Here is a 12,678-nt window from a genome sequence, read left to right on the forward strand (position 1 = left end):
TTTAAGTAAATAAGATTTTTACAAAGGGAAACTAAAGGGTTATAAGAAAATCCATGCTGAGCCAACTAAAAAAATATTTTCTAATACTAATTCTAATTTTAAATACATCTCTTTTCTCAGAAGAAGATTCAATTGAAATTCTTTTGTCTTCGAATAATAGCATTTATTTAAGCACATTGCAAAGTATTCAGTCAACAGCTAAGAAAAAGCTCAATCTAAATTTTACTAACAGCATGAATGATTCGCAGATGAAGGATTTTTTCTCTGCACTCGAAAAAAGAAAGGTTCCTTTTTTAATTACTCTCGGTCCACAAGCTAGTCTTTTAGCAAAAGAAAATCTTAATACTACACCGATTCTTTATTCTCTTATCAATTCTCCGCGCGCCCTGGGATTTAATTATAAATCAAATGCCTGTGGGGTTCATATGGATGTTCCCATTCAAGATTTTTTTCGCGCCTTAAAAGACATTAAGCCTGAAGCAAAAACAATCGCTTCTTTTTATAGCAATCCCACAGGAGAGCTTCTAGTCAATGAAGCGGATTACAGTGATTCCCTGCATGGGATTATATTTCAAAAAATAAAAGTAGAAAATAAGAATGATTTTTCGGAAAAACTTTATTCCTTAAAGGGAAATATCGATGCGTTCTATATTGTTCCTGATTCTATTTATACGCAAGAAAATTTTGAGATACTATCTAAATTTGCAAAAGAAAATAAAATTATTCTCATGACACAAATTCCATTTATCGTAAATATTGGAACAACGTTTAGTATAACGCCTTATTATGCGCGAGTAGGAACATTCATTGGGGATATGGCAAATGAAATTCTAGCAGGCAAATTAGAATGTAAAAATGGATACGCGAGTGCAGTAAAAGAATTTTCTCTTAGTCTAAATAAAACTTATGCGCAGGAGTCTGGAATTGATTTTCCTACTAATATTCTCAATCGAGCGGAAAATAGCCGTTTACTCATAGAAGGAATTCATTTTTATGAGAAAGGTAATTTAGATGTAAGTAGTCTAGTCATGGAAAAAATTCTTAAAGAAGATCCTACTAATTTTACAGCGTTTTATTATAAAAATTTCATCAATCAGAGAATCAATGGAGATAAGATTCAAGATTATTTTAATCGAGCAAAAGAATTTAGAAATGCAAAGAACTACAAAAAAGAACGAGACCTGTATTCTCAAATATTAAATCTACAACCTGAAAATCAAAATGCAAAACTTGGTTTTCAAGAAACACTCGTTTTAGAAAGTGAATCTGAAAGAGAAGAAGGGGAACGGCAAGAATCGAATCATCAAATCTTTTCGGCTTTGCAGAAGTATTTAGTTTCCCTAAAAATCTTAGACTCCAATGCAAAATCAAAAGCCAATTTAACAAGACTGAGACAGAAGGAATTAAAAAATATCCTTGCCTATATCCAAAAGGGAAAAGGTCTTTATGAATCTCGAAAATATGGAGAATCCGAAGATATGTTTCAAAATATTCTACTCGTCGAGCCAGAAAATAAAAACGCAAAGGAATACCTTCGACTCTCTAAAGAGAAAAAAATAGCAATGTTAAAATATGAAAATTGTATTCGAGAAATGGATAAGAAATGTTATTTGCTATGGAGAAAGTAATACTACTTGATGTTTGATTTTACAAAAAAGAGATTTATCAGTATTAAAGTTAAGATTTCGATTCTGACTTCTGCTGTTGCTGTGTTTTGTCTTTTCATAATTTCATTTGTATTTTTATACAATAGTAAAATTCTAATGCAAAAGAGAACAATCGAAATATGCCGCAACTTTGCAGAAAATATTTCTAACGTAGCCCGCGAAGACTTAGTATTAGACGCTACGTATGAATCAACGAATTCCGTAGTAGGGGAAATTATTAAATCTGAAATTGAAGGTTTACAGAGCATTTATATTGTTAATGTTTACGGTAAATTCGTAGTAAACTTTAATAAAACAAAACTAGAAGACTCTGCCACTGAAAAAGAAATCCTCTATTTGAAAAATATACAATCCCTTGATTTGCAAGAAGTCTACTTAAAGGAAACAAATCAAAATGTGCTAAAGATTACCTATCCTATTTTTATTAACTACAACGAACAAAACTTAAAGATTGGTGCTGCCATTTTTGAATACGATAGAGACAAAATATACCAACCAATCTATGAAATGCAGAACAAAATTATTTTAATTGGAATGGGGATAACGATATTTACCCTCATATTCACTCTCTATGTTTCTAATTATATTACAAGACCGATCGTATTGTTTTCGAAAGGTGTGCAAATGTTAGCCTCTGGAGTGCTCGAACACAAGATTGTTATTAACAGTCACGATGAAGTAGGTTTATTATCTGAAAAATTTAATGAGATGAGTAATAATCTACGCCAATCCTACGAGCAATTAGAAGAAAAAGTTCTAGAAAGAACGGCTGAATTAAATGCAAGCTTAAACGTTATCCGCAAAGACCTGGCAATAGCAGAGAAAATTCAAAAGACTACTCTTTCTTCCAATTTAGATCAGCATAATGATTTAGAAATAATCATTAAGTATGTTGCAATGACAGAGGTAGGAGGAGATTTTTATTGTGTAAATAAGTTAGGAGAATCCACAAGTCGTATTTTTCTAGCAGATGCAACCGGTCATGGGGTGCAGGCGGCTCTCATTATGATGGCGATTCAGGGGATTTATGATGGAATAAAAAACTTTGCACTGCCGGTCAATGAAGTATTGGAAATATTCAATCGGGAATTTAGTAGAAGGTATGGTTCTCTCAATACTTTTCTAACTTGCATTATACTTGATGTGGATACTTCTGATTTTGTGATACGCTATGCCTCTGCCGGTCATCCTGCCGGATTATTAATCAATAAAGAAAAGGACTTTCTATTATTGTCTAAGACTGGACCTCTTATTGGTGCAAAACCTAATTGCAAGTATGCGCAAGTGGAATATCCATTTAACAAAGAAGAAAGAATATTTGTTTATACTGATGGTATTTTTGAAGAGTTCTATGAAGAGGAAGAATTTGGAGAAGATAGACTAATAAAATTTCTAATCGAAAACAAGGATAATACAATCGAATCTTCAATCGACAATCTACTTCGTGAGTTGACTTCTTTTCTTAAAACTACTACAATGCAAGATGATGTCACAATCCTCGGAATAGGGTATACGGCGAATTAACCGTTATGAAAGAAAAATTCATGCGGGTTTATAGATTCATTTCTGATCTCATATTCCTACTCCCGATTATTCTTTTTTGCTACGGATTTTCTTATTATGTTTATAAAACAAATTCGGATAGGTTTTATAAGGCTATTTACGACAAATTAACTATAGCCGCTCATTCTATTGAATATATTCTACCAACGAATTATCACGACAGGATAAATGGACAAGATTCTATCTCAAAAGAAGAATTCGCAGAGATAAAGGAAACACTGAATAGATTTGCTCATGATGTGCAGGTTGAATATGCGTATACAATGATGAAAGTAGACGGCAAATTTTATTTTACATCTGCAAATAGTAAAACAAAAGACCTCGTTCAAAAAATAGATACTTATTTTTGGGAGGAATATACAGAAGCAAAAAATAGCCAATTGAATGAAGTTGATATGAATGTATCGAAAGCTATTCTCATTCATTCTAGGGACAGATGGGGAGACTTCCAAAGTATTATCATTCCTAAGAAAACAAAGAGCGGAAAAGAATACATCCTTGGAGTAGATATTAATACTCAGGGGATTCAAGCGCCAATTCGTTATTTACTGCTGACTGTTGTTTTGATTGGAATTGGTCTATTCCTACCATTAGCATATATTGCATCAGACTTATTGAATAGAGAGGCAATTTTTCATTCTATCTTTATTGAAAAGAAGAAGAAGAGTTTACTTGTTTCTCTTCTGTTATCGATTAGTCTAAGTATAGTCTTTGGTGTTTTTTACTATAACCGCAAGACAAATCAAATCTATGAGTATACTGACAACGTATTGCTGACAACGGCGCTTTCGGCTAAGAATATTTTACCGCGTGACTATCATGAAAAACTGGATTCTGTAACAACGTCTAGTTACGAAGAAATCAAGAATCGATTCGATCAATTTGCATCGGATATTCAAGTTGCTTACATTTATACAATGATAGAGAAGCAGGGCAAACTTTATTATACCGCTAGTAATGTATTGGAAGGGGATAAAGAAAAAGGACTTGATACAAATTTCATGCAGGAAGTGACAACTTACAAAGAAACCATTCAGCAGTCTATTCATACAAATCAGATTCTTTATTTTAACGAATACGAATCTGCCTGGGGAAGTTTCCGCACGGTTCTCATTCCAATCAGGAGTGTTGTTAAAAAAGACTATGTGATTGCAGTTGATATTCCAATTGATGCAATTGAATTGTCTTTAAAAAAAGTTTTTTATGAATCACTCCTGGGAGATTTTATTTGCTTTCTACTTAGTTTTTGTGCCCTGCTACCCCTCACTACTAAGATACTTTCAAAAAATATTAGTTGGGATTATCGAATTAAATTTATCAGCTTAAAGTTTAAACTCGGTGTTCTTACATCGGGATTAACAATTGTTTGCCTATTCGGTGTCTCTTATATATTCCTATACAATAACAAAATCATTCTTCAAAAAAAGACATTAGAGGTTTGTAGGAATTTTGCAGCTAATATATCCAATATTGCAAGGGAAGATTTATTAGAGGATACTACGTATAATGCGACTAATTCGGCTGTGAGTGAAATTCTAAAATCAGACATTGAAGGTTTGATGGATGTTTATATTATAAATGTCTACGGCAAATACGTAGTAGACTTCAATCGAACAAAAGTGAATGAATATGCACCCGAAACACTGATTTCATATATTCAGTCTGTGAATCAAATTGATTTGATAGAAGAATTCTCTATCCAAACGAATCGAAATATTTTAAAAATCACCTATCCGATATTCATAGAGTATAACGATAAGCCAATTAAGATAGGAGTTGCTATCTTTGAATACGATAGAGATATGATTTACAAACCAATCTATCAAATGCAATCGATTGTAATTGTAGCGGGTATTGTTGCTTTGCTCCTGACAATTCTACTAACGCATTTTCTTGCTTCGTATATCACAAACCCGCTCTTGTCCCTAGCGAAGGGAGCACAGATTATCGCGGCAGGAAATTTAGATCATAAGATTTCGATTAGCTCCAATGATGAAGTAGGAGTATTATCTCAGCGTTTCAATGAAATGAGTCTAAATCTAAAAAAATCTTATGATGAATTGGAAGAGAAAGTTGTTGAGAGAACGGCTGATTTAGTGAAATCACAAGCTACACTTACGACCGTGTTGTCTAACGCACCGCTTATTTTATTTTCAGCCGATGTAAATGGAATCATTACTCTCTCGGAAGGACAAAGTTTAAATCTAATTGGAATAAAAAGTGGACAGGCAGTCGGAGTTTCTATCTACGAAATGTTCGAGGACAACGAAGAAGTATTAACTGCAATTCAGACTGCTTTAAGTGGAGAAATAAAAATCCTCCAAATCAAGTTAGAGCAATTTTCATTTGAAGTCAATTACTCTCCGCTCTATGATGCCAATGGAAAAATCATAGGGCTAATTTCATTATACTTCGATATAACAGAAAGTCTAAAGGCACAAGAAATTATTCGTTCCGAAAAAGAAAAGTCTGACCGGTTACTCTTAAATATCCTCCCTGAGAAGATTGCAAATGAATTAAAAGAAAATGGATTTGTAAAACCAGTTCTCTATGATTCTGTGACTGTCATCTTTACAGACTTTAAGGGCTTTACTAAGATAGCAAGTAATATGCTCCCGGAAGACTTATTAGAAAAGCTAGACATGATATTCTTACAGTTTGACCAAATCTGTGAGCGCAGAAATATAGAGAAGCTAAAGACAATCGGAGATGCCTATATGTGTGCGGGCGGATTACCAGAAGTTAACTCTACTCATCCTATTGATGCCTGTCTTGCTGCCATTGAAATGCAAAACTTCATGAACGAAACAAAATCTATTATAGAGCAAATATCAGGAGAGCAGTTTTGGGATATGCGATTAGGGATTCACACAGGAACGGTTGTCGCAGGTGTTATCGGCAAAACAAAGTTTGCCTACGATGTATGGGGAGATGCAGTCAATACTGCTTCCCGTATGGAGTCTAACGGCTCTATCGGCAAAATCAATATCTCAGACTCCACCTATCACAAAGTAAAAGACTTCTTTGAATGCGAATACAGAGGCAAAATAGAAGCCAAGAACAAAGGAATGATTGATATGTATTTCCTACTACGCATTAAACCGGAACTGTCCCGCGACAAAGAAGGTATTATTCCAAACGAACAATTTGCTGAACTTTACAAAGAGATTATTGGATAGACGGATACTTGTTATTACCCACATCTACAATCATTTTGTAAATTTTCATAGGTAATTTCCCTTTTTATATAAAGAGTAACCCCTATAGCAAATACACCGAATAGGTATAATCCCCAATTAGCCGTTTCACCTATAGACAAACAAAAAAAATAATCTACACTTTCTCCTATTGCTTTAACTGAAAAAAATGAAATTCAGAAAAGCAGAGATGAATCAATTAGGAGTAAAAGATCATGAACTCATTCTATCAAGTAATTATAAAAATATATGAAAGAATAATTCGTAAACTAATCATAGGTCTCTGTATATGTGGAATTTTACAAAACTGTTTAATGATACCAAGAGACTCAATGATTAAAGAAATTTTACAGCAAGATTCCGGGATTAAGGATAAAACAATTTTTTATGTTTCTTTTATTTCTAATCCAGTGTTGGAAGATACAGAATATATAGTGGATTCAATGGAGAAAGCAAAGATCATCGAAGAAGAAATTGAAAATTGTAAGTGCATTAAGAATTATAAAGTGTTGCCATTAACCACTGGAACCGGAAAAGACATTCATACTACTCTTTATACAGAGCAGAAAAGTGATTATAACAACAAAGTATTTTTAGAATTTTACATAAATCAACATAGTTATAGAAGTCTATTCAATCTTTTTTACTTTTTTGATACGGATAAAAAAAATAAACACTCTATTTATAATTTTATAAATAAAGAAAGTAGTCCGCTAGATAATTTCAAAGAAAGAATATCCCATGTTCTTAAAATACAAAAAAATGAAATAGAAGAAAAACAGAAGGAAGCAAAATTAGTAGAGAAAATACTCAAAGAAGCATTTAAAAGTAATAATAATAAATCTTCTAAGAAAGGCGGAGGTGGGGCAGGGTTTGTCATACTTGCACTTGTTACTTTTGTATTTACGGTAACTATTCATTATGCGCAAACAGATGTTCATTTGAATTATTCCCACTTTCAATATGATAAATTAAAAGAAAAGAGACATTTTATATATACTCTTGATACATTTTCTCATTTATTTTTAATGTTTAAAATTCCATGGAAGATGCCACAGACTCATTATAATGAGGCTTATAAAGAATTATCCGCTATTGCTTTGAAAGAGGTAAAAGGAGATAATTTACAAATTAGTAGTAACGCTGATTTAGGCGAGCTGAAAAAGTAAATGGATTACAATCAACTGAAAGCGTTATTAACTCCCCTTAGCGCAAGGTGAGTTAATAATTGTAATTGATTGAGATATTACTTTAGATTCTCCAAAATAAAGTTGTATAATAGCTCTATCATTTGATCGAATTCCTTTTTATCGTTGCGTTTACTCTTTGCAGAAGAACGAATGGAAGGATTAAAACGATGATCTGCATTGGGGATAATGGCCAATTTACAATTTGGAATTAGTTTATACAAAGATTCACTCTGCTTAACAGGGACAATTTCGTCTGCATCTCCATGAACAATCAGTGTAGGAATACGTATCTTATCCGCTACGACAAAACCATTGCTCTTCTTTAAATCCTGAAAGAACTTATAATTGAGACGATAGGTTTCTCCTTCGTCATTTTTATAAAAGGAAAATCCTTCTCGTTTCCATTCCTGTAAACTTTCTTTTGTTCTATGAGTTAATTCAATTTCTAAGAAGTTAGTAGCCGGGCATTTTAATCCCAGAAAGAGTAAGTCTTTTGATTTTGCAGCAGTGAGTAATGATGTTAATCCGCCAAAGCTTGCCCCAATGAGTCCAATCCTTTTATAGCCTTTCTTCTTTAACAATTCAATCGCACAAAGCAAATCTTCTACTGCTTCCGATACCGTTATATCTTCGAACTTTCCCTCACTTTCCCCATGTCCATAAAAATCAAATCGGAACGTCGCAATGCTTTTTTCTTTTAGCATTCCTTGCAGTCTTGTATTTGTATTATTGTCTTTCGTTGAATGAAATCCATGACAAAGTATTACTACCGGATGATTCTTATTAGCTGCTTCTACCAGAACCCCACAGAGTTTATCGCCTTTTTTGTTTTTAAAGTATAGTTTGTTGTTCATTTTTTTGTGTTTGGGGTTTTATCTACTGTCTTTAAAATATCCTGTGGAATCGAAATTGCAATTTTGACTTGTGGCATAATTCTCTCTTACAATTTTACAAAAGCCCGATTTTTTCTTGTGCCCAGCTATATACTGATTCTGCTAAAGCAAGAGCTTCTTTGTAATCATTTTCATCCGGTTGTTCGCCAATTTCAATAGGATAACGGGGCCTACCCCCCATTTTTGAAGGGGTTGTTGGGGGGGATCTTCAATTTTTTTTTTTAATTTTCCCCCAAAAAAAACAAAAATTTTTGAATCAAGTTTTGAAAATTTGGAAATCCAGCGCATAAGGTAGCCAAACTTGATAATTCTCATCCTCTCTCATAAAGAATTACTCCGTTTTGATATATATTTTTATATATTAGATATTTATCTTCTTTCAATGCGTCAAATTTTTCAGGAGTATTTACAACCAAGTCAATTGCTTCTTTTGCTTCGTATAAATCATAATACAATTTATGTTTTACTTTTCGAATATTATCAATTCCAGTTTTCAAAACGCAAATATCATAATCACTGTCTTTATGCATATTACCTTTTGCACGAGATCCAAACAGAATTATTTTTTCAGGACTAATTTCTTTAACAATGATTGAAATAATTTTCTGAATCGTTTCTTGCTCTATTATGTTTTGTTCTGCAACTTTCATTGATTCTCCTGATTGTTATTTGGAATAACTTTCATTAGGTTAAATTAAGTAGCTGTTGTCAAGAAAACAAATGTCTGAACTTTGATTCATTTGATTATTAAATCAAAATTCGAAGATTAATTTTCTTTTAAGAGTTGACATGGACTTACGATGAATACCTCTTTTGCTTATTACAGCCAATAATGAAAGTATTTATCTAGTCAACTTTATGTATAAGAATCTCATTCGATTTTCCATCGTATTATATTTTATTTCATTAGCTTTGCCAATTTTTTTTTGTGGGATACGGAGCACTACGTATGGGTTTGAGATTTTATTATTTGGTTGGATGGGAATATTTACTTTAAACTTCGCATGGTTTGCAAACTTATTTTATGGACTAGCACTTGCTCTTTTTATACTTTCTAAGAAAAGATTAGCATTTATGATTTCAATTCTAGGAGCAATCATTGCTCTAGATGCGTTCCGAATCGAATATTTGTATGGAAGTGATATAAGTGGCACGTCCTTTCCTATAGCAATAGCGATTACTTCTTTTGGGCTAGGGTTTTATTTTTGGCTAACAGCAATTTACATTTTGCCTTTTGCGATTTATTTTTCTCAAGAATCTATTAATCAGAATCATGAAACTATTCAGATACGAGAATCCTTACGTTCTATCCACTGAAGCAAAAATAAAAAATAATCGCTGTTATAACTTATCCAAATATTCTTTTACCAATTGGAAATCTTTTTTTTAATTCCCAATCTTTTTCTTCCCAAACAAGACAGGAAGTAATTCTATCAAATTGATTGAGTGTGTCCACGCTTATATCTAAAATCTTATCTTCTATTTCCTCTGTCTTCTGATCGACGATTGCAAGAAAATCATAATCGGAATAATCTTTTGCATCTCCACGAGCACGAGACCCATAGAGGATAAGACTTGTTAGATGCTTGTCTAAAGATTTATGAATACCATTGCTGAAAAATTCAATCAAAGGATCAGGTGGGCTTAGTTTTTTATTTCCGTTGGATATTTCTATCATAAATTCAAAACCAACTTCAAACCTTCTTTAACGAGGGATAACTTTTGTTTAGATAGGGAACCAATTTTTTCAAAAAGAAAATCTCTGTCAATACTTCTGATTTGAGAAACGTTAATAACACATGCCTTTGGCATTCCGAATTCATTTTTTAAAAGTCGAACATTTCCAGGAAGAAATTCATATTTTAAATTGGAAGTAATTGCAAGCACAATGATTGTATTGATGTTTGATTCGTTGAAAACATTGGATTGAATTACCAATGCAGGTCGTTTGCCTTTAGGCTCAGAACCTTTCGCAGGAGAAAAATCTACCCAGAAAATATCTCCCTCTTTTACTACCATTGTTCCCCATCATTGATTTTCTTGTTTAAAAGTTTAGAGGTTTGCTTTTGTTCTTTTTGTATTTTGGGATCAGAGAAAAGTCGATTGATTCTGTTTATAATTTCAGACTCTTTTGACTTAGTGCCTACTAGTTGTAAAACATTGGAAATGTAGGCACTCCTAGATACATTCCTTTCTTTAGACAGCTTATCTACTGTCTTTAAAATATCCTGTGGAATCGAAATTGCAATTTTGACTTGTGGCATAATTCTCTCCTCGGTATGAATAATTAATCATACTGATGATTCATACTTTTGTCAAGAGAACAAATGTCAATTCATTCTATAATGGAATTCGATATGGTTTGTTATACAATGCCTTACGTCTTGCCTTCTCACAAATAGCTGCTTATTCTCGAAAATTGACTTTTCAGTTTATTCAGAAATTACCTATCGAAAGACAGAAGAGTATGGCTGAAAGATTTCAAGTTCAAGAAATCTCCCCCGTCCCATCTTTTCGAAAGAGGGGTGTTACTTTTTCGAATTTGCGAATGGACTCTGCCGATCCTCCCATTTCCATAAACGATATTTTCCGTAATGGAATTAATGATGACTATATTAATGCAGTCACTCAGACGAATGTTGAATTGATTAATGTAGCGTATAAAGAGCATTATGCGAAGATTCAAGAACTTGTTTTAAAAGGAGCACGAGAAGGGATTTCTTCTAAGCTCATCGGAAAAGAAATTTCTAATTTAACTGGTGTATCAAAATCCAAAGCGGAATTTTGGGCTCAAGATCAATCTTCTAAATTCTTTGGTGAGGTAACACGCTTTAACCAGACAAGCGCGGGTTATGATGGTTTTATTTGGCGGTCTGTTCGTGACTCCCGTGTTCGTTTGACTCATCGGGAATTAGAGGGAAAATTCTTTACTTGGAAAGACGGGTCTAATGTTGCTCATGCTCAGTATCCAGGGCGTGATTATCGTTGTCGTTGTTTTGCGGAGCCTGCGTTTAAGGATGAGTATAGGCCAGCTATTGAAGCGCAATACAAAGCACAGGCGGAAGCTCAACGGGCACAGATTGCAATTCAGCAAGCAGAAGTATTAGGAACTAAATCCAGTAAAGAACCAATTTCAAATAATCAGATTAAAACGACTCAAGTGGTTTTACAAAATAATATACAAAAGGTTGCAGCTACATTTATAGAATTATTTAATTTAAATCAAAATGATTTGAGCCAAATTACTTTTAGAAGTATGACTGCAAGTGAAATAGGATTATCTGCATCAGGTTTATATTATTCAGCAAATCAGGAAATTGCAATTTCATTAAATGAACCAAATCAGAAACTTACTTTAGTTCACGAATTGAGTCATTGGCTCATGGATTCAATTGGTATTTCCAAAATAAGAAATAATCCTATCTTTTCGGAAATGATACAAATATATAAAAGTGGATTACCTTCTAATATTTCTGTTTATTATCTAGAAGATGAAGAGATTTTTTCGCGTATCATGGAAATGTATGTAGCTAATACTAAGAGGGGAGAATTTTTGAATGAACTTAATAGAAAGAAAAAGCTTTACAAAATCAGGGGAATGGGTAGTCTATTAGATGATTCAAAATTTTTAAAGATAAAACCAATGTTAGAAAATCTTTTAAGACAAATGGGTAAACTGAAATGAACGATTGGAAACAGAAGGCTGACAAATTATCTGAGAATGATATAAAAGAAATACAAAGTCGCATGTTTGATTTAAGTAATGGTATTTCAGAAGAGGAGTTTTGCATTTGTGCAATGGCTATAGAAAAAGATTTAACAGTAGATGAAGCTAAAGAATTTTATATAATGCACTTAGGCGAATATGGTAAAGTTAAACATAATTTAAAATGAACCTCTACATGGAAACGCAAAATGGGATTATGCAAATAGATGATAATACCCGAAAAAAAGTAATCTCAAAATATCGAAGTCCACAAACAAAGAATTGGATTTATTATATCCCTGCCAAATCATTTAGTGACGCAGAAAAATCTCTAAAGAAATACAAAAAGAAAAATTCCTTGACTTAACATAAGTATCCTATTTATTTTTACTCGTGCGAGATAGAAAGAAAATACGACTTATCCGCGAGACAAATTCAAAGACAGTGTAGAAGAATCATTAT

13 protein-coding genes are annotated in these 12,678 nt (G+C 32.9%); 8 read left to right on the plus strand and 5 right to left on the minus strand.

The genetic code is table 11. From position 1 onward, the window contains the following. Positions 1–53: 53 nt before the first annotated feature. The 4 genes from IPH52_13340 to IPH52_13355 all read left to right on the plus strand — a co-directional run bounded on the left by IPH52_13340 (position 54) and on the right by IPH52_13355 (position 7,596). Entirely contained in the window at positions 54–1,628 is a 1,575-nt protein-coding gene (locus tag IPH52_13340; protein ID MBK7056010.1) for a hypothetical protein, read from the plus strand. A 9-nt stretch (positions 1,629–1,637) separates the two neighbouring features. Further along, the gene (locus IPH52_13345; protein ID MBK7056011.1) at positions 1,638–3,191 is read left to right on the plus strand and encodes a SpoIIE family protein phosphatase; all 1,554 of its coding nucleotides are present in this window, start codon (positions 1,638–1,640) and stop codon (positions 3,189–3,191) included. A gap of 5 nt (positions 3,192–3,196) precedes the next feature. Next, complete coding sequence (locus IPH52_13350) at positions 3,197–6,409, plus strand: HAMP domain-containing protein (protein ID MBK7056012.1); 3,213 nt, start codon at positions 3,197–3,199, stop codon at positions 6,407–6,409. Positions 6,410–6,642: 233 nt separating this feature from the next. Further along, positions 6,643–7,596 carry a hypothetical protein gene (locus tag IPH52_13355; protein MBK7056013.1) on the plus strand — a complete coding sequence of 318 codons (954 nt, stop codon included), beginning with the start codon at positions 6,643–6,645 and terminating at the stop codon, positions 7,594–7,596. A gap of 77 nt (positions 7,597–7,673) precedes the next feature. Here IPH52_13355 and IPH52_13360 read toward each other — a convergent pair whose 3' ends face one another. Both IPH52_13360 and IPH52_13365 read right to left on the minus strand, forming a co-directional pair. After that, positions 7,674–8,471, minus strand: a complete 798-nt coding sequence (locus tag IPH52_13360; GenBank protein MBK7056014.1) for an alpha/beta fold hydrolase — start codon at positions 8,469–8,471, stop codon at positions 7,674–7,676. Between the two features lie 350 nt (positions 8,472–8,821). Then, positions 8,822–9,160, minus strand: a complete 339-nt coding sequence (locus tag IPH52_13365; GenBank protein ID MBK7056015.1) for a nucleotidyltransferase domain-containing protein — start codon at positions 9,158–9,160, stop codon at positions 8,822–8,824. A gap of 208 nt (positions 9,161–9,368) precedes the next feature. On the opposite strand from IPH52_13365, the gene IPH52_13370 reads away from it, so the two are divergent. Further along, complete coding sequence (locus IPH52_13370) at positions 9,369–9,827, plus strand: hypothetical protein (GenBank protein ID MBK7056016.1); 459 nt, start codon at positions 9,369–9,371, stop codon at positions 9,825–9,827. 31 nt (positions 9,828–9,858) lie between these two features. On the opposite strand, the gene IPH52_13375 is transcribed toward IPH52_13370, so the two are convergent. Genes IPH52_13375 through IPH52_13385 form a run of 3 tightly spaced genes read right to left on the minus strand, consistent with a single transcriptional unit; the run spans position 9,859 to position 10,774 of the window. Beyond that, entirely contained in the window at positions 9,859–10,188 is a 330-nt protein-coding gene (locus IPH52_13375) for a nucleotidyltransferase domain-containing protein (GenBank protein MBK7056017.1), read from the minus strand. Further along, on the minus strand, positions 10,185–10,529 hold the full coding sequence (locus IPH52_13380; protein ID MBK7056018.1) for a type II toxin-antitoxin system PemK/MazF family toxin: 345 nt from the start codon (positions 10,527–10,529) through the stop codon (positions 10,185–10,187). Before IPH52_13380 ends, IPH52_13375 begins: the two co-directional genes overlap by 4 nt. After that, positions 10,523–10,774 carry a hypothetical protein gene (locus tag IPH52_13385; GenBank protein MBK7056019.1) on the minus strand — a complete coding sequence of 84 codons (252 nt, stop codon included), beginning with the start codon at positions 10,772–10,774 and terminating at the stop codon, positions 10,523–10,525. The genes IPH52_13380 and IPH52_13385 overlap by 7 nt, the downstream gene beginning before the upstream one ends. Positions 10,775–11,058: 284 nt before the next feature. Here IPH52_13385 and IPH52_13390 point away from each other — a divergent pair, with 284 nt between their 5' ends. The 3 genes from IPH52_13390 to IPH52_13400 are packed head-to-tail and all read left to right on the plus strand — an operon-like array spanning position 11,059 to position 12,583. Further along, positions 11,059–12,195, plus strand: a complete 1,137-nt coding sequence (locus IPH52_13390) for a minor capsid protein (GenBank protein MBK7056020.1) — start codon at positions 11,059–11,061, stop codon at positions 12,193–12,195. Then, positions 12,192–12,404: a hypothetical protein gene (locus IPH52_13395; protein MBK7056021.1), complete on the plus strand. Its 213-nt coding sequence runs from the start codon at positions 12,192–12,194 to the stop codon at positions 12,402–12,404. The genes IPH52_13390 and IPH52_13395 overlap by 4 nt, the downstream gene beginning before the upstream one ends. Then, positions 12,401–12,583, plus strand: a complete 183-nt coding sequence (locus tag IPH52_13400) for a hypothetical protein (GenBank protein ID MBK7056022.1) — start codon at positions 12,401–12,403, stop codon at positions 12,581–12,583. The genes IPH52_13395 and IPH52_13400 overlap by 4 nt, the downstream gene beginning before the upstream one ends. Positions 12,584–12,678 lie beyond the last annotated feature (95 nt).

It is taken from the genome of Leptospiraceae bacterium (genome assembly GCA_016708435.1).
Taxonomy (GTDB): domain Bacteria; phylum Spirochaetota; class Leptospiria; order Leptospirales; family Leptospiraceae; genus UBA2033.

Bases quoted from the DNA above. Each gene is read 5' to 3' on its own strand.
- IPH52_13340 (MBK7056010.1), top strand. From the start codon at position 54: ATGCTGAGCCAACTAAAAAAATATTTTCTAATACTAATTCTAATTTTA.
- IPH52_13345 (MBK7056011.1), top strand. From the start codon at position 1,638: ATGTTTGATTTTACAAAAAAGAGATTTATCAGTATTAAAGTTAAGATT.
- IPH52_13350 (MBK7056012.1), top strand. From the start codon at position 3,197: ATGAAAGAAAAATTCATGCGGGTTTATAGATTCATTTCTGATCTCATA.
- IPH52_13355 (MBK7056013.1), top strand. From the start codon at position 6,643: ATGAACTCATTCTATCAAGTAATTATAAAAATATATGAAAGAATAATT.
- IPH52_13360 (MBK7056014.1), bottom strand. From the start codon at position 8,471: ATGAACAACAAACTATACTTTAAAAACAAAAAAGGCGATAAACTCTGT.
- IPH52_13365 (MBK7056015.1), bottom strand. From the start codon at position 9,160: ATGAAAGTTGCAGAACAAAACATAATAGAGCAAGAAACGATTCAGAAA.
- IPH52_13370 (MBK7056016.1), top strand. From the start codon at position 9,369: ATGTATAAGAATCTCATTCGATTTTCCATCGTATTATATTTTATTTCA.
- IPH52_13375 (MBK7056017.1), bottom strand. From the start codon at position 10,188: ATGATAGAAATATCCAACGGAAATAAAAAACTAAGCCCACCTGATCCT.
- IPH52_13380 (MBK7056018.1), bottom strand. From the start codon at position 10,529: ATGGTAGTAAAAGAGGGAGATATTTTCTGGGTAGATTTTTCTCCTGCG.
- IPH52_13385 (MBK7056019.1), bottom strand. From the start codon at position 10,774: ATGCCACAAGTCAAAATTGCAATTTCGATTCCACAGGATATTTTAAAG.
- IPH52_13390 (MBK7056020.1), top strand. From the start codon at position 11,059: ATGGACTCTGCCGATCCTCCCATTTCCATAAACGATATTTTCCGTAAT.
- IPH52_13395 (MBK7056021.1), top strand. From the start codon at position 12,192: ATGAACGATTGGAAACAGAAGGCTGACAAATTATCTGAGAATGATATA.
- IPH52_13400 (MBK7056022.1), top strand. From the start codon at position 12,401: ATGAACCTCTACATGGAAACGCAAAATGGGATTATGCAAATAGATGAT.